22 protein-coding genes are annotated in these 24213 nt (G+C 73.5%); 16 read left to right on the forward strand and 6 right to left on the reverse strand.

Features of this window, described 5'->3' with window-relative positions; translation table 11 throughout:
- The first annotated feature begins 3 nt into the window (after positions 1-3).
- Positions 4-951, forward strand: coding sequence for a LysR family transcriptional regulator (locus CP973_RS14040; RefSeq protein ID WP_150240663.1), 948 nt, complete (start codon positions 4-6; stop codon positions 949-951).
- A gap of 9 nt (positions 952-960) precedes the next feature.
- Here the strand turns inward: CP973_RS14040 and CP973_RS14045 are convergent, their stop codons facing one another.
- The 4 genes from CP973_RS14045 to CP973_RS14060 form a co-directional block, all read right to left on the reverse strand.
- The gene (locus tag CP973_RS14045; RefSeq protein WP_150240665.1) at positions 961-1491 is read right to left on the reverse strand and encodes a hypothetical protein; all 531 of its coding nucleotides are present in this window, start codon (positions 1489-1491) and stop codon (positions 961-963) included.
- A 203-nt stretch (positions 1492-1694) separates the two neighbouring features.
- Positions 1695-2390, reverse strand: coding sequence for a gamma-glutamyl-gamma-aminobutyrate hydrolase family protein (locus CP973_RS14050; RefSeq protein WP_150240667.1), 696 nt, complete (start codon positions 2388-2390; stop codon positions 1695-1697).
- A 53-nt stretch (positions 2391-2443) separates the two neighbouring features.
- The gene (gene eat / locus CP973_RS14055; protein WP_150240669.1) at positions 2444-3916 is read right to left on the reverse strand and encodes an ethanolamine permease; all 1473 of its coding nucleotides are present in this window, start codon (positions 3914-3916) and stop codon (positions 2444-2446) included.
- 113 nt (positions 3917-4029) lie between these two features.
- A complete protein-coding gene (locus CP973_RS14060; protein ID WP_150240671.1) occupies positions 4030-4797 on the reverse strand; it encodes a FadR/GntR family transcriptional regulator in 768 nt (255 codons plus the stop codon).
- Positions 4798-4870: 73 nt separating this feature from the next.
- On the opposite strand from CP973_RS14060, the gene CP973_RS14065 reads away from it, so the two are divergent.
- From CP973_RS14065 to CP973_RS14080, 4 genes are all read left to right on the forward strand, one after another.
- Entirely contained in the window at positions 4871-6238 is a 1368-nt protein-coding gene (locus CP973_RS14065) for a glutamine synthetase family protein (protein ID WP_150240673.1), read from the forward strand.
- 12 nt (positions 6239-6250) lie between these two features.
- Positions 6251-7618 (forward strand): aldehyde dehydrogenase family protein, encoded by a 1368-nt coding sequence (locus CP973_RS14070; protein WP_150240675.1) that lies wholly within the window; start codon positions 6251-6253, stop codon positions 7616-7618.
- Entirely contained in the window at positions 7619-8431 is an 813-nt protein-coding gene (locus CP973_RS14075; protein ID WP_150240677.1) for a 3-oxoacyl-ACP reductase, read from the forward strand.
- Between the two features lie 128 nt (positions 8432-8559).
- Complete coding sequence (locus CP973_RS14080; RefSeq protein ID WP_150240679.1) at positions 8560-9861, forward strand: HAD family hydrolase; 1302 nt, start codon at positions 8560-8562, stop codon at positions 9859-9861.
- A gap of 18 nt (positions 9862-9879) precedes the next feature.
- On the opposite strand, the gene CP973_RS14085 is transcribed toward CP973_RS14080, so the two are convergent.
- The gene (locus tag CP973_RS14085; protein ID WP_150240681.1) at positions 9880-11097 is read right to left on the reverse strand and encodes an amino acid deaminase/aldolase; all 1218 of its coding nucleotides are present in this window, start codon (positions 11095-11097) and stop codon (positions 9880-9882) included.
- A 226-nt stretch (positions 11098-11323) separates the two neighbouring features.
- On the opposite strand from CP973_RS14085, the gene CP973_RS40815 reads away from it, so the two are divergent.
- From CP973_RS40815 to CP973_RS14105, 4 genes are all read left to right on the forward strand, one after another.
- On the forward strand, positions 11324-12562 hold the full coding sequence (locus CP973_RS40815) for a hypothetical protein (RefSeq protein WP_244409477.1): 1239 nt from the start codon (positions 11324-11326) through the stop codon (positions 12560-12562).
- Complete coding sequence (gene mycP, locus CP973_RS14095; protein ID WP_150240683.1) at positions 12559-13719, forward strand: type VII secretion-associated serine protease mycosin; 1161 nt, start codon at positions 12559-12561, stop codon at positions 13717-13719. The genes CP973_RS40815 and mycP overlap by 4 nt, the downstream gene beginning before the upstream one ends.
- A 524-nt stretch (positions 13720-14243) precedes the next feature.
- Positions 14244-14978: an SseB family protein gene (locus CP973_RS14100; RefSeq protein ID WP_150240684.1), complete on the forward strand. Its 735-nt coding sequence runs from the start codon at positions 14244-14246 to the stop codon at positions 14976-14978.
- Between the two features lie 167 nt (positions 14979-15145).
- Positions 15146-15874: an MIP family channel protein gene (locus tag CP973_RS14105; RefSeq protein WP_150240686.1), complete on the forward strand. Its 729-nt coding sequence runs from the start codon at positions 15146-15148 to the stop codon at positions 15872-15874.
- A 118-nt stretch (positions 15875-15992) separates the two neighbouring features.
- Here the strand turns inward: CP973_RS14105 and CP973_RS14110 are convergent, their stop codons facing one another.
- Positions 15993-16391 carry a DUF1844 domain-containing protein gene (locus CP973_RS14110; RefSeq protein WP_150240688.1) on the reverse strand — a complete coding sequence of 133 codons (399 nt, stop codon included), beginning with the start codon at positions 16389-16391 and terminating at the stop codon, positions 15993-15995.
- A gap of 302 nt (positions 16392-16693) precedes the next feature.
- Between CP973_RS14110 and infC the strand changes: the two genes are divergently transcribed.
- From infC to pheT, 7 genes are all read left to right on the forward strand, one after another.
- Entirely contained in the window at positions 16694-17392 is a 699-nt protein-coding gene (gene infC / locus CP973_RS14115; protein WP_208853179.1) for a translation initiation factor IF-3, read from the forward strand.
- 121 nt (positions 17393-17513) lie between these two features.
- Positions 17514-17708: a 50S ribosomal protein L35 gene (gene rpmI / locus CP973_RS14120; protein WP_030017691.1), complete on the forward strand. Its 195-nt coding sequence runs from the start codon at positions 17514-17516 to the stop codon at positions 17706-17708.
- 102 nt (positions 17709-17810) lie between these two features.
- Positions 17811-18194, forward strand: a complete 384-nt coding sequence (gene rplT, locus CP973_RS14125) for a 50S ribosomal protein L20 (protein ID WP_003985533.1) — start codon at positions 17811-17813, stop codon at positions 18192-18194.
- Positions 18195-18307: 113 nt separating this feature from the next.
- The gene (locus CP973_RS14130) at positions 18308-19162 is read left to right on the forward strand and encodes a TrmH family RNA methyltransferase (protein WP_150240690.1); all 855 of its coding nucleotides are present in this window, start codon (positions 18308-18310) and stop codon (positions 19160-19162) included.
- 43 nt (positions 19163-19205) lie between these two features.
- On the forward strand, positions 19206-20360 hold the full coding sequence (locus tag CP973_RS14135) for a sensor histidine kinase (protein ID WP_150240692.1): 1155 nt from the start codon (positions 19206-19208) through the stop codon (positions 20358-20360).
- A gap of 141 nt (positions 20361-20501) precedes the next feature.
- Positions 20502-21626: a phenylalanine--tRNA ligase subunit alpha gene (gene pheS / locus CP973_RS14140; RefSeq protein WP_150240693.1), complete on the forward strand. Its 1125-nt coding sequence runs from the start codon at positions 20502-20504 to the stop codon at positions 21624-21626.
- Positions 21626-24154, forward strand: a complete 2529-nt coding sequence (gene pheT, locus CP973_RS14145) for a phenylalanine--tRNA ligase subunit beta (RefSeq protein ID WP_150240695.1) — start codon at positions 21626-21628, stop codon at positions 24152-24154. The genes pheS and pheT overlap by 1 nt, the downstream gene beginning before the upstream one ends.
- The last annotated feature ends 59 nt before the right edge of the window (positions 24155-24213 follow it).

The following is a 24213-nucleotide window of genomic DNA, read 5'->3' on the forward strand; positions in this document are numbered from 1 at the left end:
GTTATGGCCACCGTCAACGAAGAGCGCCCCGAGCCGGGCCCCGCGACCCCGCTCGCGCACCGTGTGCCGGACCTCGGCGCGCTGGAGCTGCTGCTCGCCGTCGCCCGGCTCGGCAGCCTCGGGCGGGCCGCCCGCGAGCGGGGCATCAGCCAGCCCGCCGCCAGCAGCCGCATCCGCTCGATGGAACAGCAGCTGGGCGTGGCCCTCGTCGAACGCTCCCCGCGCGGCTCACGCCTGACGGACGCGGGGACGCTGGTCACCGACTGGGCGCGGCGGGTGGTGGAGGCCGCCGAAGCCTTCGACGCGGGAGCGCAGGCGCTGCGGGGGCGGCGGGACTCGCGGCTGCGGGTGGCCGCCAGCATGACCATCGCCGAATACCTGCTGCCCGGCTGGCTGATCGCGCTGCGCGCGCAGCGCCCCGACACCGCGGTGTCGCTGCTGGCCGGGAACTCCGCCGCGGTCGCCGAACGCCTCCTCGCGGGCGAGGCCGACCTCGGTTTCGTGGAGGGCCTGGACGTGCCCGCCGGGCTGGACGGCGCGGTCATCGGCCACGACCGGCTGGTCGTGGTCGCCGCGCCCGCCCACCCGTGGGCCCGGCGCCGCACCGACCTGACGGCCGCCGAACTGGCCGCCACCCCGCTGATCCTGCGCGAGCACGGCTCCGGCACCCGCCAGGTCCTGGACGCGGCCCTGGCCGGACACGGCGGCCTGGCGGCCCCCCTGCTGGAGCTGGCCTCCACCACGGCGGTCAAGGCGGCGGCGGTGAGCGGCGCCGGTCCCTCGGTGCTGAGCGAGCTGGCCGTGGGGGAGGAGCTGGCGGCGCGGCGGCTGGTCGAGATCCCCGTCCACGGCGCCCGCTTCGGCCGCGACCTGCGCGCGGTCTGGCCGTCCGGCCAGCGCCCGGCGGGCCCGGCGCGCCAGTTGCTGGGGCTGACCCGGGCGCTGCCGTGAGCGCCCGCCTCACCGGTCGGCCTGGTACGCCGCGTCCGCGGCGGTGGCCGTCCTGCCGTCGGGGGCGGTGTAGGTGAGCGTACGGTCCCCTCTGATCTGGAAGACATTGGTGGGCCGTTGCCGGTTGCGGGGGTTGCAGATGGAGACCGGGACGGTGAAGACGGTCTGGTACCGCCCGCCGTCGGACGTGGTCACCCGCGTCATGAAGGTGACCACGCCCTTCTTGGCGGAGTTGCCGCCGTTCGGCGGCTCGTGGAGCCAGAAGCCGTCCGCCGTCGACGAGGAGTTCGTCGGCTCGACCGTGAGCGAGTGGTCGGCGTTGAACTGCACGGTCCGTACTTTGGTGCCGTCCTGGGTGTACGGCTTGGACAGCTCGAACGATGCTCTCGCACCCTCCTGCGGCGCCTCGACGTAGTCGTTCGCGCTGCCCCCGCACTGGCCGGCGGCGGCCACGGCGGCGGAGCCGTCGAGGAAGCCGAGGGCCAGCACGGAGGACAGCCCCACGGCGGCGGCGGATGTGAGGTGGCGTTGGTATGTCACGGGATGGCCTACTTCCGTCGGCAAAGCTGCACGAGGCAGGGCATTGCTGCACCGGGCACCTGACACACGGCGTTGACGCAGGTCAGCGCCGATGCAGCGAGCGTAGCCAGCCCCGCCGCGCGGTGTGCATCGCCGGATCGGATGGGTTTGCCGCCGCGAATACGCGGCTATACGGGAGCGCGGGTGCCGCCGGTTTCCCACCGTCAGGCACCGCCCGCCGCCCGTACCAGCGCCTCCATCACCCGTGTGTCGTCCCCCGCCTCCGGATGCCACTGGACCGACAGCACGAAGTGTTCCGCGCCGGGGAGTTCCAGGGCCTCGACCGTGCCGTCCGCCGTGTGGGCGGACGGCAGCAGGCCGTTGCCGAGCCGGTCCACGGCCTGGTGGTGGTACGTCGGTACGGCCACCGTCCCGGGGAGAATGCCGCCCAGCAGCGTGCCCGGTTCCGGCTTGACCTCGTGGCGGGCGAAGAGGCCCGCGGGGCCCGCGTGGCCGTCGATGTGCTGGACGAGGGTGCCGCCCAGGGCGACGTTCAGCAGCTGCATGCCCCGGCAGATGCCGAGCAGCGGCACGCGTGCCCGGAGGGCGGCCTCGATCAGCGCCAGTTCCCAGGTGTCCCGCTCGCGGGCCGGGGGGCCGGTGCGCGGGTCGGGCTCGGCTCCGTACCGTACGGGTTCGACGTCCGGGCCGCCCGCGATCACCAGGCCGTCCAGCCGCGCGACCACCTCCGCCGCGGTGCCGGGGTCGCCGGGCGGCAGCAGGGCGGCCAGGCCGCCGGAGCGCTGGACGAGGCGGTGGTAGCCGGCCGGGAGCAGCGCGGCGGGCAGGGCCCAGACGCCCCAGCGGGCATCGTCGGCGAGGTAGGTGGTGACGCCGATGAGGGGTGGGTGTGCGGACACGGGTCCTCCGGGGGGGGGGGGGGGGGGGGGGGGCTGCTCCAGCAGATGGGCGGTCAGTCGCGTTCCAGCTCGGCCTCGGCCGCCGCGAGCGCCGCGAACTCCTCCTCGGGGGCCGCCGCGACCAGCCGGTGCCGGGAGTAGAGGGCGAAGTAGGCGAGGGCCACGCCGTAGACGACGAGGGCGATGAGGGCGGCCTGCCGGTCGACGAGGAAGGTCGCCACCAGCGCCGCGCAGGCCAGGACGAAGGCGGTGGAGGAGGTCAGGACGCCGCCGGGGGTGCGGTACGGGCGGGGCAGCCGCGGCTCGCGGCGGCGCAGCACGATGTGCGACAGCGACATCAGGGCGTAGGAGATGGTGGCGCCGAAGACGGCGATGTTGAGCATACGGGCGCCGTCGCCGGTCGCGGCGGCCAGCGCGAAGCCGAGCGCGCCGGGCACCAGCAGTGCCAGGTAGGGGGCCTTGCGGCGGCTGGTGAGGGAGAGGAAGCGGGGCAGGTAGCCGGCCCGGGAGAGCGCGAACAGCTGGCGGGAACCGGCGAAGATCAGGGAGAAGAAGGACGCCACCAGGCCCGCGAGTCCCGCGTAGTTGACGATGCGGGAGACGGTGGTGGGTTGGCCGTGCGGCTGGAGCGCCTGGACCAGCGGGTCGCCGGCGGACTGGATGGCGGCGGAGCCCCGGGCGCCGGTCGCCGCCACGAAGGTGACCAGCGCGAGCAGCAGCAGGATGCCCATCGCGGCGGCCATCGCCCTGGGCAGCGTACGGGCCGGGTCCCTGGTCTCCTCGGCGGCCAGCGGCACGCCCTCGACGCCGAGGAAGAACCACATGCCGAAGGGGAAGGCGGCCCAGATGCCGAGGACGCCGAAGGGGAGCCAGGAACTGGAGCCGAAGGCGTTCGCGTCGGCGGGGATGTCGTTCAGGGCGCTGACGTGGAAGTCGCTGAGCGCCCCGAACGCGAAGACGACGACCGCGGCGACCGCGACGGCGGTGACGGCCAGGCTGAAGCGCAGCGCCTCGCCCACGCCCCACAGGTGGATGCCGATGAAGACGACGAAGCAGGCCAGGTACACGGGCCAGCCGGAGGTCAGGCCGAACAGGCCGAGGGATTGCACGTAGTCGCCGATGAAGATGGAGATCGCGGCCGGCGCTAGCACGTACTCGATGAGGATGGCCGTACCGGTCAGGAAGCCGCCCCAGGTGCCCAGCGCGCGCCGGGCGAAGCCGTAGCCGCCGCCCGCCGTCGGCAGGACGGAGGCCAGTTCGGCCAGCGCGAAGACCAGGCAGGTGTACATCACGCCCATCAGGAGCGCGGCGATGGCCAGGCCGCCGAAGCCGCCCTGCGCGAGGCCGTTGTTCCAGCCGGAGAAGTCGCCGGAGACGACGTACGCGACGCCCAGTCCGGTGAGCAGGAGCGGGCCCGCGCTGCCCCGCCGCAGCGTGCGTTTTTGCAAGTAGGCGTCCTGGGGCGGAAAGTCGCCGGCCGCGGTGCCGAAGGGCGGTGCGGTGCGGGGTTCCGTGCTGTCGGCCATGAGCCGCTCCTGCTCGCCGGGGGTGGGGGAGGGGAAGTGCTGCGGTAAAGGTTTAGCCGCATACCTTTGCCTCGCGATGTGGCCGAGCGCAAGACCCCTGCGTAAAAGACTGGTTACGGCGGCGGGGCCGTCAAGAACCCGCGCAGCAGCGCCGCCGTGCCCGCGCAGTGCTCGCGCATCACCTCCCGCGCCCCGTCCGCGTCCCCCTCCAGCACCGCCTCGACCAGGGCGGTGTGCTGCGCCTGCGAGTGCTCCAGGTTGCGCACCAGCAGCGGGATGCAGTCCAGCAGCTCGTTGACGCCCGCCCGCACCGCGGCGTACTGCGCCGCCAGCGACGGTGAACCGGCCAGCTCGGCCAGCGTCAGGTGCAGCAGCGTGTCCCGCCTCCGGTAGTCCGCCAGCGGCGCGTCGTGGGTCGCCGCCAGCGCCTGCCGCAGCCGCCGCGCCTGCGCGTCGTCCAGGCCGTGCGCGGCGCACAGCCCCGCGGCGCCCACCTCCAGCACCTCGCGGAACCGCAGCGTGTCCTCGACGTCGACCTTGCCGATACGGCGCCGCAGTTCGTCCTTGTCCGCGTTCTGCCGGCGCGGCCGTACGAACGTACCGCCGTACCGGCCGCGTCGGCTCTCGACCAGGCCCTCGTCCTGGAGGACCTTGAGCACCTCGCGCAGCGTCACCCGGCTGATGTGCAGCCGCTCCGCCAACTCGCGCTCCGCGGGCAGCCGTTCGCCGCCGGCCACCAGGCCCAGCCGGACGACCTGGAGTATCTGCTCCAGCGCCTCCTCGAAGCCGTTGCCCGCCCGTACGGGACGCAGCACGGGCGCGAGCCGGTCCGCGGGCCGCTCCCCCCGGCCGTCCGTGCCGCCCTCTCTCGCACCGTCCACCGGAACCCCTTCCCAACCAATGGTTCGCCGCCCTACCTTATGACCTCCGGATGCAGCGACAGGAGGCACCACCGTGGCAGACCGCACGCCCCCGCTCTCCGTCGAGGAGCTGAGACGGCTCGTCGACGCCGGGGAGATCGACACTGTCGTCCTGGCCTTCACCGACATGCAGGGCAGGCTCACCGGCAAGCGGTTCGCCGCCCGGCACTTCCTCGACGAGGTGCTGGAGCACGGGACCGAGGGCTGCAACTACCTCCTGGCCGTGGACGTGGACGTCAACACCGTCCAGGGCTACGCGATGTCCTCCTGGGAGCGCGGCTACGGCGACTTCGCCATGCACGGCGACGCCGCCACTCTGCGCCGCACCCCTTGGAACCCCGGCACCGCCCTGCTCACCGCCGACCTCGCCTGGCACGACGGCACGCCGGTCGCCGCCTCCCCGCGGCAGATCCTGCGCCGCCAGCTCGACCGGCTCGCCGAGCGCGGCTGGAGCGCGTACGCGGGCACCGAGCTGGAGTTCATCGTCTTCCGCGACACCTACGAGGACGCCTGGAACCGCGGCTACCGGGACCTGACCCCGGCCAACCAGTACAACACCGACTACTCCGTCCTCGGCACCGGCCGCGTCGAGCCGCTGCTGCGCCGCATCCGCAACGAGATGGGCGCCGCGGGGATGACCGTGGAGTCCGCCAAGGGCGAGTGCAACCTCGGCCAGCACGAGATCGCCTTCCGCTACGACGAGGCGCTGACCACCTGCGACCAGCACTCCGTCTACAAGACCGGCGCCAAGGAGATCGCCGCCCAGGAGGGCATGGCGCTGACCTTCATGGCCAAGTACAACGAGCGCGAGGGCAACTCCTGCCACATCCACCTCTCGCTGCGCGACGAGGCCGGGCAGCCGGTGCTCGCGGACGACTCCGGGCCGTACGGCATGTCGCCGGTCATGCGGCACTTCCTGGCCGGACAGCTGGCCGCGCTGCGCGACTTCACGCTCTTCTACGCCCCCAACATCAACTCCTACAAGCGCTTCCGGCCCGGCTCCTTCGCCCCCACCGCCGTCGCCTGGGGCCCGGACAACCGCACCTGCGCGCTCCGCGTCATCGGCCACGGCCCCGGCCACCGGCTGGAGAACCGGCTGCCCGGCGGCGACGTCAACCCGTACCTCGCGGTCGCCGCCATGGTCGCGGCGGGCCTGTACGGGATAGAGCACGAACTGGAACTCCCCGAGGCATGTACGGGCAACGCCTACACCGGCGAAGCCGAGCACGTGCCCGCCACGCTGCGCGACGCCGCCGCGCTCTGGGAGGCCAGCCCCATCGCCCGCGAGGCCTTCGGCGGCGAGGTCGTCGAGCACTACCTCCACATGGCCCGCGTCGAACAGGACGCGTACGACGCCGCCGTCACGGACTGGGAGCGCTTCCGCTCCTTCGAGCGCATGTAAGGAAGACCGCACGTGTTGCAAGAGCTGCGCATCATCAACCCGGCGACGGAGGAACTGGAAGCCGTCGTCCCCGTCACCACCCCCGCCGAGGTGGACGCCGCGGTCCGGCGGGCCGCCGCGGCACAGTGGACGTGGGCCGCGCTGCCGCCCGGCGACCGGGCCCGCGTACTGCGGCGGTTCGCCGAGGTCGTACGGGACAACGTCCCGTCGCTCGCCCGGCTCGAACTGGCGGAGGCCGGGCATCCGCTGGGCAACGCCGAGTGGGAGGCGAACAACGTCGTCGACCTGCTGAACTACGCCGCCGGGGGAGTGGAGCGGCTGACCGGTCAGCAGATCCCCGTCGCCGGCGGTCTGAACATCACCGTTCAGGAGCCGCTGGGCGTCGTCGCCGTCATCGCGCCCTGGAACTTCCCGATGCCGATCGCCGCCTGGGGCACCGCCCCTGCGCTCGCGGCCGGAAACGCCGTCCTCTTGAAGCCCGCCGAGACCACCCCGCTCACCGCCCTCCGGCTCGCCGAGTACGCGCTGGAGGCGGGCGTGCCCGAAGGCCTCTTCCAGGTGCTGCCGGGCGAGGGCGCGGTGACCGGCAACGCCCTGGTCGAACACCCCGGTGTCGCCAAGGTCGTCTTCACCGGCTCCACCGCCACCGGCCGCGCCATCGCCGCCACGTGCGCCGCGCAGACCAAGCGGCTCACCCTCGAACTCGGCGGCAAGAGCCCCAACATCGTCTTCGCCGACGCCGACATCGAGCGCGCCGCGGCCGCCGCCCCCGGCTCCTTCCTCGACAACACCGGCCAGGACTGCTGCGCCCGCAGCCGCATCCTGATCCAGCGCTCGGTCTACGACCGCTTCATGGAACTGCTGGAGCCCGCCGTGAAGTCCTTCGTCGCGGGCGACCCGGCCGACCCCACCACGCAGATGGGCCCGCTGATCTCCGCGGCCCAGCGCGAGCGCGTACGGTCGTACGTCTCCGAGGACGCGCCCGCCGCCATCCGCGGCGAGATCCCCAAGGGCAAGGGCTTCTGGTACCCGGCCACCGTCCTGGAGGGACGGCCGGACGACCGTACCGCCGTGGAGGAGATCTTCGGCCCGGTCGCCGTCGTGATCCCCTTCGAGGACGAGGCCGACGCCATCCGGCTCGCCAACGCCACCGACTACGGCCTGTCCGGTTCGATCTGGACCCGCGACGTGGGCCGCGCCCTGCGGGTGTCCGGCGCGGTCGCCGCCGGGAACCTCTCCGTCAACTCCCACAGCAGCGTCCGCTACTGGACCCCGTTCGGCGGCTACAAACAGTCCGGGCTCGGCCGCGAACTGGGACCCGGCGCGCTCGCCGCCTTCACCGAGACCAAGAACATCTTCATCAGCACCGAGGAGAGCTAAGTGACCGACCAGACCCCCGCGGCCGCCGGCGCCGGCGAGTCCCCCGTGTGCCGCCGTCTCGTCGGCCGCACCGCCGTCATCACCGGCGCCGGCAGCGGCATCGGCCTGGCCACCGCCCGCCGGCTGGCCTCCGAGGGCGCGAACGTGGTCTGCGCCGACATCGACGAGAAGGCGGGCAAGGCCGCCGCCGAGGAGGTCGGCGGCACCTTCGTCCAGGTGGACGTGACCGACTCCGACCAGGTCGAGGCGCTGTTCAAGACCGCGTACGACACGTACGGCTCGGTGGACGTGGCCTTCAACAACGCCGGCATCTCGCCCGCCGACGACGACTCGATCCTCACCACCGGGCTGGACGCCTGGAAGCGCGTCCAGGAGGTCAACCTCACCTCCGTCTACCTGTGCTGCAAGCACGCGCTGCCCTACATGCAGCGCCAGGGCAAGGGCTCCATCATCAACACCGCGTCCTTCGTGGCCGTGATGGGCGCCGCCACCTCGCAGATCAGCTACACCGCCTCCAAGGGCGGCGTGCTGTCGATGTCCCGCGAGCTGGGTGTGCAGTTCGCCCGCGAGGGCATCCGGGTGAACGCGCTGTGCCCGGGGCCGGTGAACACGCCGCTGCTGAAGGAGCTGTTCGCCAAGGACCCGGAGCGCGCCGCGCGCCGCCTGGTGCACGTCCCCGTCGGCCGGTTCGCCGAGCCCGAGGAGATCGCCGCCGCGGTCGCCTTCCTCGCCAGCGACGACTCCTCCTTCGTGAACGCCGCGGAGTTCCTGGTGGACGGCGGTATCGCAGGGGCGTACGTCACACCCGTGTAGGCCACAGCCTTCTTCACGGATACAGTCCGAAGATCACCGACGGGACCGGTGCCCCGGCGCGCCGGTCCCGTGGGCCACTGTCCGCAGGAACGTCAAAGCCGACCTTCCGCCCCTATCACCGGAGAACCATGCGCACCAGACACGCCCTCGCCCTGGGGCTCGCCACCGCCGCGACCGTCTCGACCCTGGCGGCCACCGGCCCGGCCGTCGCCGCGAGCCCCGCGCACCCCGCGAAGGCACCGGAGCGTACGAGCTGTCCGCAGCTCTCCAAGAGCATCAAGTGGTACGGCGACAACCGCGCCAGGATCCAGCGCATGATCGACGAGCGCGGCATCTGCTCGCACCCGAAGCCGGGCCCCGAGGGCCGCCCCGTCGCCGCCTTCGACTGGGACAACACCGTCGTCAAGAACGACATCACCGACGCCACCCTCGCCTGGTCCCTCCGGCACGACAAGATCCTGCGGCCCAAGAGCTGGAAGTCCACCAGCCCCTGGATGACCAAGGCCGCCGACCGCGCCCTGACCAAGGCGTGCGGCACCTCCGTCCCCGTCGGCCGCCCGCTGCGCACCTCCAAGAACGTCGCCTGCGCCGACGAGATCATGGAGATCCGCGGCAAGGCCCGCACCATGGACGGCAAGGCCGCCTTCGCGGGCGAGTGGAACCACCGCCGCACCAAGCCCGAGTACGCCTGGGTGCCGCAGCTGTTCGCCGGCCTGACCCCGGCCCAGCTCACCTCGTACACCCGGCAGGCCCGCGCGGAGAACCTCGCCGCCCCGATCGGCGCGAAGCAGACCGTCGGCACCCACCAGCTGGCCGGCTACATCCGCTACTACGACCAGCAGAAGGACCTGATCCGCACCCTCAAGGCGGCCGGCTTCCAGGTCTACATCGTCTCCGCGTCCTCGGAGACCATCGCCGAGGCGTGGTCCGGCGGCGTCGGCGTCGACCGCGCGCACACCATCGGCGTCCGCAGCCTGATGAAGAACGGCCGGTTCACCACCGGCATCCGCGGCTGCGGCGACGTCAAGGACGGCCACGGCGAGGTGCTGCCGTACATGGACGGCAAGCGCTGCCTGATCAACCAGGAGATCTTCAAGATCAAGGGCGCCGAGGCGTGGCGGTTCCAGGACCCCGCGCACCGCATCGCGCTCGGCGGCGGCGACGCCAACACCGACGTCACCTTCGTCAACGACGCCACCGGCATCCACCTGGCCATCAACCGCAACCAGCCGGAACTGATGTGCCGCGGCTACGACAACGCCGACGGCCGCTGGGTGGTCAACCCGATGTTCATCGAGCCGCTGCCGCAGAAGTCCGGTACGTACCCCTGCGCCACCACCGGCTACACCAACACCGACGGCGGCCCTGGCCCGGTCCGCCGCCCCGACGGCACGGTCGTCCCCGACCAGCGGGACCGCGTCCACGCCTGACCCGCCCGGAGGGCCGCGCTACAGGAAGGTGCGGCCCTCCCCGCGGTACGTCGGCACCGTCGCCACCACCCGGTCGCCCCCGACCAGGTGCAGCTCCGCGAACCGCTCGCACAGCTCACCGGCCTTCGCGTGCCGGAACCACACCTTGTCGCCGAGCAGCAGCCCGTCGGCGGCCGGCCCCAGCAGCGGCGTCTGCACCTCGCCCGCCTCCTCCTGCGGGTCGTAGCGCAGCCCCTCCGGCAGATACGGCACCGGCGACCGGTCCCGCCCCGCGACGCCCGACGCCGGATACCCGCCGCCCAGCACGGTCACGACACCCGGCCCCGGCCGCCGCACCACCGGCTGCGCGAACAGCGCCGCCGGACGCCCCGTGAACGACCGGTAGTTGTCGAACAGCCGCGGCACATACAGACCCGACCCCGCCGCGATCTCGGTCACCGCGGCCTCCGCCGCCGTGTGCTGCACGCTGCCCGTGCCGCCGCCGTTGACGAACTCCAGGTCCGGCGCCGCCTCCCGGACCGCGCGCACGACCTCCCACCGCCGCCGCGCCAGATCCCGGCGCGCCGCCGCCTGCACCGCCCGTACGGCACGGGAGCGCAGCGGATGCCCGGCGACCGCGTCGCCCACCCCCGCCACATGCCCCTCGTACGCCATCAGGCCGGCCACCCGGAAACCCGGACGGCGCGTCACCGCGCGGGCCAGCGCGGCCACCTGCTCGGGACGGGCCATCGGCGACCGGCGCGCGCCGATCCGCACCCGCCCGCCCAGCGGCCGGTACGCGGTGTCCCACTCCAGACACACCCGGACCTCCTCGCCGCCTCCCGCGGGCCGGGCGGCGTCGATCAGCTCCAACTGCGCCGCATCGTCGACCATCACCGTCACCGCCGCCGCCAGCTTCGGATCGGCGGCCAGCTCGGCGAAGCCCGCCCGGTCCGCCGACGGATACGCCAGCAGCACGTCCTCGATCCCGGACCGGGCCAGCCACAGCGACTCCGCCAGCGTGTAGCTCATGACACCCGCGAAACCGTCCCGGGCCAGCGCCCGTTCCAGCAGGGCCCGGCAGCGCACCGACTTGCTCGCCACCCGCAGCGGTTTGCCCTGCGCGCGCCGCACCAGGTCCGCGGCGTTCGCGTCGAAGGCGTCGAGGTCCACGAGCGCCAGCGGCGCGTCGAGATGCGCGGTGGCCCGGTCGTAACGGGCCCGGTCGGCAGCCGTGTCGCACGTATACGGGGACATGGCCGCAGCCTGCCAGAACGCCACACGGGTGGGTAGGGGGAGAGAACACGACAGACCGGACGCCGGAGCGCCGGGGGAGGACGGACGGGTTGGAGCACCGGCGGCGGCAGCCCGTAGAGTGAGCGGGCGCCGCAACCAGCAGGTCAGCGGCGTGATGTCCGGATACGAACCACCCTGCCCCGATTGCCGGCCGGGCCGGGGACCAGGGGCGCGAGGGGGAGCGCGGGTGAGCACCGAAGCCGATTTCGCCGACGCGCATCGCCTTCCCCGCACCCCGCCCCCGCAGGTACCGGCGCCGCCCGCCGAGGATCCGCGGACGGCCGTGCTGCGCCCCGTCCCGCCGGAACGGCCCGCGAAGTCCGGCCCGGTCCCGCCCGCCGCGCCGACGGGCCCGGCCGCGGCGGCAGGCGGCCCGCCGGAGAACATCCCGCCCCGCCCCGCCCACGCACCGGCAACGCCACACCCGGACAAGCCGTCCGTCCCGCCCCAGGCCGCGACGGACCGTTCCGCCGCGCCCCGCGACACCGCGGCCTTCCACCTCGCCAACAGCGGAGCGCTCTGGGACGGCGACCCGCAGCCCCCCGGCGCCGCGCGCCCGGAAGACCACACCGCGCCCGAGGACCTGCCGCCCCCCACCGGCCGCCCCCTCACCGGCCCGCTCGTGCCCCCGCCCCCCGCCGCCCCGCCGGACGCCGCCCCGGCCCCGCACCGCTCCGTGCGGCGCACCGCCCTGGCCGCCGCCGGACTGGTGCTCGGCGTCGGCCTCGTGGCGGGCGCCGCCGCGGGCAGCTGGCTCGCCGGCGACGCCGACGGCAGCCCCGCCGCCGAAGCGGTCTTCGCGCACGGCCGCGAGGCCTGGCACAGCGCCCCGGTCGACACGCTCTTCCCCCGCACCCTGAACGGCCTGGGCACCGGCCCCGGCGGCGCGGACCGCACCTGGACCCGCATCGCCGTCGCGCCCGACAGCGGCTGCGCGGGCGCCTTCGACCCGCTGCTGAGCAAAGCGCTCGCCCCGGTCGGCTGCGACCGCCTGGTGCGCGCCACCTACGTCGACGCCACCCGCACCAGCGTCATCACCGTCGGCGCCGTCTCCACCAAGGCCGACCGCACCGGCATGGCGGACCTGCGGCGCCGCTTCGCCAACGAGCACCTGGACACCCGTACGGACCTGATGCCCCGCCCGTACGCCGCCAAGGGCACCCCCGCCGCGGACTTCGGGCCCGCCCAGCGCGCCAGCTGGAGCATCCGCGTCCTCGACGACCTGCCCGTGGTCGTCTACGGCGTCTCCGGCTTCGCCGACGGCCGTACGGTCGACGACCCGCAGCCCGCCGCCGAGGCCACCCGTCCCGGCGCCACCACCGCCCCCGCCGAAGCCGGGCTCGGCCATGACGCGAAAGCCGTCGCCGACCGCATCGAGCAGACCTTCCGCAAGCAGGCCGCCAAGGGAACCACGGAGCCGCAATGACCAGGAGGACCCTGCCGCGCGCCGCCGGCGTCGCACTGTCCGCCGCCGCGCTGACCGTGCTGCCCGCGCTGCCCGCCCACGCCGACGGCATACGGGCCCAGGAATGGGCCCTGAAGGCCATGAACGCGCAGGACGCCTGGGAGACCACCAAGGGCGAGGGCATCACCGTCGCCGTCCTGGACACCGGCGTCGACGCGAGCCACCCCGACCTCCAGGGCCAGGTGCTGCCCGCCAACGACCTGGTCGGCTTCGGCGCGAGCCCCGGCGAGAAGGCGTGGGCGGAGCACGGCACCGCGATGTCCGGCATCATCGCGGGCCACGGCCACGGCACCGACCGGGCCGACGGTGTGATCGGCGTGGCACCGGAGGCGAAGATCCTGCCGGTCCGGGTGATCCTCGAAGACAGCGACCCGGAACGCAAACGCGCCCGCGCCGAACGCGCGGGCGCCCTCGCCGACGGCATCCGCTGGGCCACCGACCACGGCGCCGACGTGATCAACCTGTCCCTCGGCGACGACAGCAGCTCCGCGCACCCCGAGCCCCGCGAGGACGCCGCCATCCAGTACGCGCTGAGCAAGGGCGTCCCCGTCATCGCCTCGGCCGGCAACGGCGGCAAGGACGGCGACCACGTCTCCTACCCCGCCGCCTACCCCGGCGTGATCGCCGTGACCGCCGTCGACCAGTGGGGCTCCCGCGCCAACTTCTCCACCCGCCGCTGGTACGCCACGGTCTGCGCGCCCGGCGTCGGCGTGGTCATCGCCAACCCGGACCGCAAGTACTACGAGGGCTGGGGCACCAGCGCCGCGTCCGCCTTCGTCTCCGGCGCGGTGGCCCTGATCCGCGCCGCCCACCCCGACCTGAGCCCCGCCCAGATCAAGCGGCTCCTCACCGACACCGCCCAGGACGCACCGGAAGGCGGCCGCAACGACGAACTGGGCGCGGGCATGGTCGACCCGGCCGCCGCGATAGAAGAGGGCAACACCCTCAAGCCGGTCCCCCAGAAGCCCGAAGCCGCCGCCTACACGAAGCGTTACTTCGGCACCGGCCCCACGGCCGAACCGCCCACCGACGACTCCACCTGGCTCCCGTGGACGGCGACGATCGCGGGCCTCGCCCTGATCACGGCGTCGGCGATCTTCTGGCGTAAGCGGACCTGACAGAAGCCGCAGCCGTACGACACGGAAACCGACGCACGAACCGCACCCGTCCCAGCCCACACGGCGCCGCACCAAGCCACCCACAGCACACCCCACCCCCTCCCTCCCCACCCTTCCCACGGAAGGGGGCGGGCCGGAGCGGCCTGCCGCGCAGGCCCGCCCCCGAACCTGACAGCCCCGCGCAGCGGCCACAGCCCGCCGCAGGCGCGAACGGCGGGGCAGCGGAAAGCGGACCGGACCGACGAGCCGGACATCCGCGCCCAGAGGGCGCTCCGCAGCGGCCACAGCCCGCCGCAGGCGCGAACGGCGGGGTACCTGAAAGCGCACGGTCACCGACGACCCGAGAAGCCCGCCGCAGGCGCGAAACGGCGGAGAACCCGAAAGCGCACGGTCACCGACGACCCGACAAGCCCGCCGCAGGCGACCGCCCCGCCGCAGGCGCGAAACGGCGGGGTACCCGAAAGCGGACCGGACCGACCGGCCCGAAACCCGGGCCCAAAGGGCCCACCGCTAGGCTCGGCACCGTGCTCAAGAACATCCCCACCTCGGACTTCTCCGACGACGACGGTTCCGCCGACCCGGAACTGGCCGCCGCGCTGGCGGACCACGCGGCCGCCCCCACCGCCGACACCGAGAACCGGCTCCTCCCGCTGCTGAGCCGGGCCCGGCTCCTCGTACCGGTCGTAGCCGTCCTCGGCGAGGTGGAGACCGGCCCGGACGGCCTCAAGCGGGAGAAGACGAGCGACATGGCGGTGCCGACGCTCCAGGCCCCCGACGGCCGCCGCGCCCTGCCCGCCTTCACGTCGATGGAGACGCTGCACCGCTGGCGCCCGGACGCCCGCCCGGTGGCCGTGCCGCTGCGGCAGGCGCTGCTCGCCGCCGCGCACGAGAAGGCGGACACCGTCGTGATCGACCTGGCGGGCCCGGCGACGTACCAGCTCACCGGGGCCGCGCTGCGCGCCCTCGCGGAGGGCCGGGAGAGCACCGACCCGCGCGCCGACCCGGCCGTCGCCGACGCGCTGCGCGCCCTGCTGGACGCCGAGCCGGATGTGCTGGCCGCCCGCCTGGACCCCTCGGCGGAGGCCGACGCGACCCTGTCCCTCGGGCTGGCCCCGGACGCCACGCCCGCCGCCGTCGCCCAGCGCCTGGCCCCCGCGCTGGCCGCCGACGAGACCCTGCGCTCCCGGCTCATCCGGGGCCTCGACCTGGCCCTGCTGCCGCCGGGCACGGACACCACCGGGGCGTTCTTCACCCGCTGATCGCCGGCCTCGGACCCCGGACCCGGACCCCGGCCTCGGACCCCGGACCCGGGCCTCGGTCCCCGGCCCCAGACCCCGGCCCCCGCGCGCACCGCCCTCAACAGGCGGAACTCCTCCCCCCGCCGCACAATGCGAAGGAGAGCACAAGATCCGGGCGAGGAGGCCCCATGGAGACGACAACGGAGACCCGCACGGTCGTATCCGAGTTCCTCGGCACGCTGCTCCTGGTGTTCTTCGCCGTCGGCTCCGCGGTGCTGGCCGGCGAGTACATCGGAACCTTCGGCATCGCCCTGGCGTTCGGCTTCACCCTGCTGGCCCTGGCGTACGCGATCGGCCCGATCTCGGGCAGTCACGTCAACCCGGCGGTGACGCTCGGCATGCTGCTGGCGCACCGCATCACACCCCGTACGGCGATCGAGTACTGGATCGCCCAGCTGCTGGGCGGCATCGTCGGCGCCGCGCTGCTGTTCCTGGTCGCCAAGCAGGTGCCGGGCCTGAAGACCGACGAGGCCTTCGGGTCCAACGGCTGGGCCGACCGCTCGGCCGTGCACATCAATCTCGGCGGCGCCTTCGTGGCCGAGATCGTGCTGACGTTCCTGCTGGTGTTCGTGGTGCTGGCGGTCACGCACCGGGTGGCGGTGGTCGGCTTCGACGGCCTGCCGATCGGCCTGGCGCTGGCGACCGTGCACCTCGTCGGCATCCCGCTCACCGGTACGTCGGTGAACCCGGCGCGCAGCATCGGCCCGGCCCTGTTCGCGGGCGGCGGCGCGCTGTCGCAGCTGTGGCTGTTCATCGTGGCGCCGCTGATCGGCGGCGCGCTGGCCGCGGTGGTGCACCAGGTCACCCACCCGCCGAACGAGCCCAAGCTGGTCGCGGACGAACGCTCCGCGACGTGACGGCACCGTAGCGACGTAACCGTAACGTCCCCGTACGACGAGGAGGCCGCCCCGGCACCATGGCCGGGCGCGGCCTCCTCGTGTCTGGGCGCGCGAGGTGCGCCCGGCGCGGCCGGTGCTATCCGTACACCGGCCCCGTGAACTTCTCCCCGGGCCCCTGCCCCGGCTCGTCCGGCACGACCGACGCCTCCCGGAAGGCCAGCTGGAGCGACTTCAGCCCGTCCCGCAGCGGCGCCGCGTGGTACGAGCCGATCTCCGTCGCGCTCGCCGTCACCAGCCCGGCCAGCGCCTGGATGAGCTTGCGGGCCTCGTCCAGGTCCTTGTGCTCGGCGCCGTCCTCGGCGAGCCCGAGGTTGACCGCCGCCGAGGACATCAGGTGCACGGCGACCGTGGTGATCACCTCGACGGCGGGCACGTCCGCGATGTCGCGGGTCATCGCGTCGAAGTCCGGGTTCGCGGGGGCGGCGGAACCGGCCGGCTCCGCCGGGCCGGGCTGCTGCGGGGTCTGGTCACTCATTGGCTCGCGCTTCACTTCCTGCTCAGGGGTCGGCCCCACCTTATGGTCCGCCCGCGCGCGGGCCGGGCCCGCCCCCGCACCCTGCCCGCAGACGAGTGGGGCCCGTGGCTTGACTCGTGTATTCTGGGAGTCCGACCGGCTGAGCACCGATGTGCCCGGCCCACAAGTGGAGGCTCCGATCTCCCACCCGACCAGCCTCAGGGCCGGCGGGTCAACGGTCAGGCTGCGCCCCGCGGTGACATCGCGGCGGTGCTCCCGATCCATTGAGGAGCCCCGCCTGTGTCCCGTCCGGGGCATTTTTCATGTACCGGCGCGGTTGGTCATACCGAAACAGACGTTACGCGGCAGTCCGCCAGGCCGTCGCGTGGTGCTACCGAGGAGGATCCATCAGCGCCGAGCCCCGCATCAACGACCGGATTCGCGTCCCCGAGGTGCGACTCGTCGGTCCCAGTGGCGAGCAGGTCGGCATCGTGCCGCTTGCCAAGGCCCTGGAGCTTGCGCAGGAGTACGACCTCGACCTGGTCGAGGTGGCGGCGAACGCCCGTCCGCCGGTCTGCAAGCTCATGGACTACGGAAAGTTCAAGTACGAGTCGGCCATGAAGGCCCGTGAGGCGCGCAAGAACCAGGCGCACACGGTCATCAAGGAGATGAAGCTCCGGCCGAAGATCGACCCGCACGACTACGACACCAAGAAGGGTCACGTCGTCCGGTTCCTCAAGCAGGGTGACAAGGTCAAGATCACGATCATGTTCCGTGGTCGCGAGCAGTCCCGCCCCGAGCTGGGCTTCCGACTGCTGCAGCGGCTCGCCGAGGACGTCCAGGACCTGGGGTTCATCGAGTCGAACCCGAAGCAGGACGGCCGCAACATGATCATGGTCCTCGGTCCGCACAAGAAGAAGACCGAGGCGATGGCCGAGGCCCGCGAGGCGCAGGCCGCCCGCAAGGCGGAGCGTCAGGGTCCTGCTGCGGAGCAGGGCGCCGAGGAGCCCGCCGAGGCGTGATCCAGGGCGCGAGCCCCGGACTGCGCCGGGGGTCGCCCCGGACAGCAACCGATACATCTGACGCCCCCGGGCGCCGGTCCCCGGACCGGTGGGGGCGCCACTCAAGAGGAGAGAACGGCGCATGCCGAAGAACAAGACGCACAGCGGTGCCAGCAAGCGCTTCAAGGTCACCGGCTCCGGCAAGGTGATGCGGGAGCGCGCCGGCAAGCGCCACCTGCTCGAGCACAAGTCGTCCCGCGTGACGCGTCGCCTCACCGGCAACGCCGAGATGGCCCCGGGCGACGCCGCGAAGATCAAGAAGCTTCTCGGCAAGTAAGTCCGCCGCCCGCCGTCAGGCGTGGCAGCAGGACCTGACCGGGACCGAAGTCGATTCGGGCCGCGTGACGACCACCGCGGCCCCGCTACAAGGAGTTAACAAGTGGCACGCGTCAAGCGGGCAGTCAACGCCCACAAGAAGCGCCGGGCGATCCTCGAGCAGGCCAGCGGCTACCGCGGCCAGCGTTCCCGCCTCTACCGCAAGGCGAAGGAGCAGGTCACCCACTCCCTCGTCTACAACTACAACGACCGCAAGAAGCGCAAGGGCGACTTCCGTCAGCTGTGGATCCAGCGCATCAACGCCGCTGCCCGCGCCAACGGCATGACCTACAACCGCTTCGTGCAGGGTCTGAAGGCCGCCAACATCGAGGTCGACCGCAAGATGCTGGCCGAGCTCGCGGTCAACGACACCAACGCGTTCGCCGCGCTGGTCGAGGTGGCGCAGAAGGCGCTGCCGAGCGACGTCAACGCCCCGAAGGCCGCCTGAAGCACGGCCTGAGGCACGTTCGCACGGACCCGCAGGCCCCCGGCCTGCGGGTCCGACGCTTTCCGCACGCCCTTCCGCACGCCGACGACATCCGAAGAAGTGAGCCGCCGCCCATGGGCACCCCCGAGTTGATCTCCCCGCGTTCCGCGCGCGTCGCCGCCGCCCGGCGGCTGGCCCGCCGCAACTTCCGCGGCAAGGAACGCCGGTTCATCGCCGAGGGCCCGCAGGCCGTACGCGAAGCCGTCGCGCACCGCTTCGCCGGGGAGCGCACGCTCGTCGAGCTGTTCGCCACCCCGGAGGCCGCCGAGCGGCACGCGGACATCGTCGGCGCGGTGCGCGCGGCCGGCGTGCCGGTGCACTACGCCGCCGACGCGACCATCGCCGACCTGTCCCAGACCGTCACCCCGCAGGGCCTGGTCGGCGTCTGCCGGTTCCTGGACTCGCCCTTCGAGGAGATCCTGGCCGCCCGCCCGAAGCTGGTCGCGGTGCTCGCCAACGTACGCGACCCCGGCAACGCCGGTACGGTGCTGCGCTGCGCGGACGCCGCGGGCGCCGACGCGGTGGTGCTGACCGACGCCTCGGTGGACCTCTACAACCCCAAGTCGGTGCGCGCCTCGGTCGGCTCGCTCTTCCACCTGCCGGTCGCCGTGGGCGTACCGGTCGAGCAGGTCGTCGGCGGGCTGCGCGGCGCCGGCGTACGGATCGTGGCGGCCGACGGCGCGGGCGCCGCCGACCTGGACGCCGAACTGGACGCGGGCACCATGAGCGGCCCGACGGCCTGGGTCTTCGGCAACGAGGCGTGGGGCCTGCCGGAGGAGACCCGCGCACTGGCCGACGCGGTGGTGCGGGTGCCCATCCACGGCAAGGCCGAGAGCCTCAACCTGGCCACCGCCGCCGCCGTCTGCCTCTACGCCTCGGCCCGCGCCCAGCGCACCACCGGAGGCTGCCGCTCCGCCTCCCGCGGCTAGTAGTGTTGCGTCCCCGGGGTGGGAAGGGGAGGGGGTAGCGGGAATGCAGACGAGGGCGCAAAGCACGACGGTCGCTGCCGGTTCCCGTGCGGGCGGCGACGCGCCCGGTCCGGTGCCCGCCGCTGCCCCGGACCTCACCGGCACCGGACTCGACCCGGACGACCTGCCCGACGGCCTGGTCGTCGCCGACGAGACCGGCCGGGTCATCTGCTTCAACGCCGCCGCGGCCCGGATCACCGCCATCGACCCGCGCGACGCGCTGGGCCGGCCGCTGGAGAAGGCGCTGCCGCTCCAGGACATCGAGGGCCGCCGCTGGTGGCAGCTGACCGACCCGTACGGCGGCCTGGCGATCCGCAGCGGCCAGCCGGAGCGCAACCTGCTGCTCGGCGGCCGTGAGGTGCTGGTCTCCGCGCGCTATGTGCGCAGCCGCCCCACCGGCCCGGTCCGCCGCCTCGTCGTCGCGCTGCGCGGCACCGAGGCGCGCCGCCGTACCGAGCTGAGCCACGCCGAGCTGATCGCCACCGTCGCCCACGAACTGCGTTCGCCGCTGACCTCCGTCAAGGGCTTCACCGCCACCCTGCTGCAGAAGTGGGAGCGCTTCACCGACGACCAGAAGCGGCTGATGCTGGAGACCGTGGACGCGGACGCCAACCGCGTCACCCGGCTCATCGCCGAGCTGCTGGACATCTCCCGTATCGACTCCGGCCGGCTGGAGGTGCGGCGGCAGCGGGTGGACATGGTCGCCGCCGTACGCCGGCACGTCCAGGCCCAGACGACGGCGGGCCAGCTGCCCGACCGCTTCCTGATCCGCATGGTCGAGCCGCTGCCCGATCTGTGGGCCGACCCGGACAAGGTCGACCAGGTGCTGGGCAACCTGCTGGAAAACGCGGTGCGCCACGGCGAGGGAACCGTCACCATCGAGGTGGCACCGGCATCGGACGTCGCCGGCGCGGACGGAGCGGAAGGGACGAGCGTCACCGTGAGCGACGAGGGCCCCGGCATCCCCGAGGAGTCGATGAGCCGCGTCTTCACCCGCTTCTGGCGGGGCAGCAAGCGCGGCGGCACCGGCCTGGGCCTGTACATCGTCAAGGGCATCGTCGAGGCCCACGGCGGCACGGTCACGGTCGGCCGCGCCCCGGCCGGCGGCGCCCGGTTCCGATTTAGCCTGCCCGTCGGGACGCCCGCCTTCATGGCGTGAGCGGCGCCCGGCGGGCCGGACCCCGCCGGGGCTCGGATGAGGCGCGGCCGCCCTGCCCCGTAGACTGCACCTTTGGCACCTTTGGCACTGCACACGTCGGGGGCACGCCGCGCGCCAAGCCCATCGGAAGCACGGGAAGAGATGTCCGCACCCAATAAGTCGTACGACCCTGTCGAGGTCGAGGCCCTGAAACCGGAAGAGATCGCCCGCATGCGGGACGAGGCGCTCGCCGCCATCGCCGCCGCCGGTGACCTCCAGGAGCTGCACGAGGTGAAGGTCGCGCAGACCGGCGGCACCTCGCCGCTGGCGCTGGCCAACCGCGAGATCGGCGCGCTGCCGCCGCAGGCCAAGGCCGAGGCCGGCAAGCGCGTCGGCCAGGCCCGCGGCCAGGTGAGCCAGGCGCTCAAGGCCCGCCAGGAAGAGCTGGAGGCGGAGCGGGACGCCCGGGTGCTGGTCGAGGAGGCGGTGGACGTCACACTGCCGCACGACCGCGTACGGCCCGGCGCCCGCCACCCGCTCACCACCCTGTCCGAGCGGATCGAGGACGTCTTCGTGGCCATGGGCTACGAGGTCGCCGAGGGCCCCGAGGTCGAGTCGGAGTGGCTGAACTTCGACGCCCTGAACATCGCCCCGGACCACCCGGCCCGCACCATGCAGGACACGTTCTTCGTGGACAACGCGGCGGCCGGCCGGGACCAGTCCGGTGTCGTGCTGCGCACCCACACCTCGCCGGTGCAGATCCGTACGATGCTCGACCGCGAGCCGCCGCTGTACGTGATCTGCCCGGGCCGCGTCTACCGCACGGACGAGCTGGACGCCACCCACACCCCGGTCTTCAACCAGGTCGAGCTGCTCGCCATCGACGAGGGCCTGACCATGGCGGACCTGCGGGGCACCCTCGACCACATGGTCAAGGCGCTGTTCGGGGACGACATCAAGACCCGGCTGCGGCCGAACTACTTCCCGTTCACCGAGCCGTCCGCCGAGCTGGACATGGTCTGCTACGTCTGCCGCGGCGCGTCCGTCGGCGACCCCCGGAACCCGTGCCGCACGTGCTCCAGCGAGGGCTGGATCGAGCTGGGCGGCTGCGGCATGGTCAACCCGCGGGTGCTGACGGCCTGCGGCGTCGACCCGGAGAAGTACAGCGGATTCGCCTTCGGGTTCGGCATCGAGCGGATGCTGATGTTCCGCCACAACGTCGAGGACATGCGAGACATGGTCGAGGGTGACGTCCGGTTCACCCGGCCTTTCGGGATGGAGATCTGATGCGGGTCCCGCTTTCTTGGCTGCGGGAATACGTCGACCTGCCGGACGGCGAGTCCGGCCGGGACGTACAGGCCAAACTCGTCGCCACCGGCCTGGAGGTCGAGACCGTCGAGCAGCTCGGCGCCGGCCTCAAGGGCCCGCTGGTCGTCGGCCAGGTGCTGACCATCGAGGAGCTGGAGGGCTTCAAGAAGCCCATCCGCTTCTGCACGGTGGACGTCGGCCGGGCCAACGGCACGGGTGAGCCCCAGGAGATCGTCTGCGGCGCGCGCAACTTCGCCGTCGGCGACAAGGTCGTCGTGGTGCTGCCCGGCGCCGTGCTGCCCGGTGACTTCAAGATCGCCGCGCGCAAGACGTACGGCAAGGTCTCGCACGGCATGATCTGCTCGGGCGACGAGCTGGGCATGGGCGACGACGGGTCGGGCGGCATCATCGTGCTGCCGCCGGAGTACGAGCCCGGCACCGACGCCATCGAGCTGCTCCAGCTCGTCGACGAGGTCCTGGACATCGCCGTCACCGCCAACCGCGGCGACTGCCTGTCCATGCGCGGCATCGCCCGCGAGGCCGCCATCGCCTACGGGCTGCCGCTGCGCGACCCGGCGCTGCTGGACGTGCCGCCGCCGAACTCCTTCGGCTACCCGGTCAAGGTCGGCGACCCGCTCGGCTGCGACCGCTTCACCGCCCGTACGGTCGTCGGCCTGAACCCGGAGGCGCGCTCGCCGATCTGGCTCCAGCGCCGCCTGCAGAAGGCCGGCATGCGGCCGGTCTCGCTGGCCGTCGACGTCACCAACTACGTGATGCTGGAGCTGGGCCAGCCGCTGCACGCCTACGACCGCTCCCGCGTGGAGGGGACGATCGGCGTGCGCCGCGCCGAGGCCGGCGAGAAGCTCACCACCCTGGACGGCACGAAGCGCGTGCTGGACGCCGAGGACCTGGTCATCACCGACAACCGCGGTGTGATCGGCCTGGCCGGCGTGATGGGCGGCGCCAACACCGAGATCGCCGACCCGGTGGCGGACCCGGAGACCGGCGAGGTGCGCGGCACCACCGAGGTCGTCGTCGAGGCGGCGCACTTCGACGCGGTGTCCGTGGCCCGCACGGCCCGCCGCCACAAGCTGTCCTCCGAGGCGTCCAAGCGCTTCGAGCGCGGTGTGGACCCCCAGGCCGCGTCCGCCGCCGCGCAGCGCACCGTCGACCTGCTGGTGCTGCTCGCGGGCGGCACCGCCGAGGCCGGCGTCACCGAGGTCGTCGCGCCCAGCGCGCCGCGCACGATCACCGTGCCCGCCGACCACCCGGACCGCGTCGCGGGCGTCGCGTACGGCCGCGAGACCGTCGTCCGCCGCCTCCAGCAGGTCGGCTGCGACGTGTACGGCCAGGACGAGCTGGTCGTGACGGTGCCGTCCTGGCGGCCCGACCTGACCGACCCCAACGACCTGGCCGAAGAGGTCATCCGCCTGGAGGGGTACGAGAACCTGCCCCTCACCCTGCCCCGGCCGCCCGCCGGGCGGGGCCTGACCGAGCGCCAGCGGCTGCACCGCCGCGTCGGCCGCGCGCTGGCCGGCGCCGGCTACGTCGAGGCACCGACCTACCCGTTCCTCGGCGAGGCCGTCCTGGACCAGCTCGGCCTGGAGGAGGACGACCCGCGCCGCCGGACCGTCAAGCTGGTCAACCCGCTCTCCGACGAGGAGCCCGTGCTCCGTACGACGCTGGTGCCGGGCCTGCTCGGCGCGCTGCGGCGCAACGACGGCCGCGGCTCGCACGACCTCGCGCTCTTCGAGACCGGCCTGGTCTTCCGGCCGACCGGTGACGAGAAGCCGTCGGTGCGGCTGCCGGTGGACCGCCGGCCGACCGACGAGGAGATCGCCGCGCTGGACGCGGCGCTGCCCGAGCAGCCGCGCCGCGCCGCGGTGGTGCTCACCGGCGCCCGCGAGCAGGCCGGCTGGTGGGGCAAGGGCCGTCCGGCCGGCTGGGCGGACGCGATCGAGGCGGGCCGCATCGTGGCGCGCGAGGCCGGGGTCGAGCTGATCGTGCGCCAGGACCAGCACGCGCCCTGGCACCCGGGCCGCTGCGCGGCGCTGCTCGCCGTGATCGACGGCGAGGAGGTGCTCGTCGGCAACGCCGGTGAGCTGCACCCGCGCGTCATCAAGGCGCTCGGCCTGCCGGAGCGCACCTGCGCGATGGAGATCGACCTGGACCGCCTCCAGCGGGCCGGCACCGGTGTGGTGCGGGCGCCGCGGATCTCCACCTATCCGGTCGCGACCCAGGACGTCGCGCTGATCGTGGACGCGTCGGTCCCGGCCGCCGAGGTGGCGGGCGCGCTCCGCTCCGGCGCGGGCGACCTGCTCGAATCGCTGCGGCTGTTCGACGTGTTCACCGGCGAGCAGGTGGGCGAGGGCAAGAAGTCCCTGGCCTACGCGCTCCGCTTCCGCGCGCCGGACCGCACGCTGACCGCCGACGAGGCGTCCGCGGCGCGGGACGCGGCGGTGGCCGCCGCGGTCGAGCGGACGGGCGCGGTGCTGCGCGGCGCGTAAGCACGCGTACCGCTTGTCCCACCGGGGGCCCGGGGACGAACCGACGGTTCGTCCCCGGG

The sequence above is a fragment of the Streptomyces albofaciens JCM 4342 genome (assembly GCF_008634025.1).
GTDB lineage: Bacteria > Actinomycetota > Actinomycetes > Streptomycetales > Streptomycetaceae > Streptomyces > Streptomyces albofaciens.

Bases quoted from the DNA above. Each gene is read 5' to 3' on its own strand.
- CP973_RS14080 (WP_150240679.1), top strand. From the start codon at position 8,560: ATGCGCACCAGACACGCCCTCGCCCTGGGGCTCGCCACCGCCGCGACC.
- CP973_RS14040 (WP_150240663.1), top strand. From the start codon at position 4: ATGGCCACCGTCAACGAAGAGCGCCCCGAGCCGGGCCCCGCGACCCCG.
- mycP (WP_150240683.1), top strand. From the start codon at position 12,559: ATGACCAGGAGGACCCTGCCGCGCGCCGCCGGCGTCGCACTGTCCGCC.
- infC (WP_208853179.1), top strand. From the start codon at position 16,694: ATGTACCGGCGCGGTTGGTCATACCGAAACAGACGTTACGCGGCAGTC.
- CP973_RS14130 (WP_150240690.1), top strand. From the start codon at position 18,308: ATGGGCACCCCCGAGTTGATCTCCCCGCGTTCCGCGCGCGTCGCCGCC.
- eat (WP_150240669.1), bottom strand. From the start codon at position 3,916: ATGGCCGACAGCACGGAACCCCGCACCGCACCGCCCTTCGGCACCGCG.
- CP973_RS14085 (WP_150240681.1), bottom strand. From the start codon at position 11,097: ATGTCCCCGTATACGTGCGACACGGCTGCCGACCGGGCCCGTTACGAC.
- pheT (WP_150240695.1), top strand. From the start codon at position 21,626: ATGCGGGTCCCGCTTTCTTGGCTGCGGGAATACGTCGACCTGCCGGAC.
- CP973_RS14105 (WP_150240686.1), top strand. From the start codon at position 15,146: ATGGAGACGACAACGGAGACCCGCACGGTCGTATCCGAGTTCCTCGGC.
- CP973_RS14110 (WP_150240688.1), bottom strand. From the start codon at position 16,391: ATGAGTGACCAGACCCCGCAGCAGCCCGGCCCGGCGGAGCCGGCCGGT.
- pheS (WP_150240693.1), top strand. From the start codon at position 20,502: ATGTCCGCACCCAATAAGTCGTACGACCCTGTCGAGGTCGAGGCCCTG.
- rpmI (WP_030017691.1), top strand. From the start codon at position 17,514: ATGCCGAAGAACAAGACGCACAGCGGTGCCAGCAAGCGCTTCAAGGTC.
- CP973_RS14135 (WP_150240692.1), top strand. From the start codon at position 19,206: ATGCAGACGAGGGCGCAAAGCACGACGGTCGCTGCCGGTTCCCGTGCG.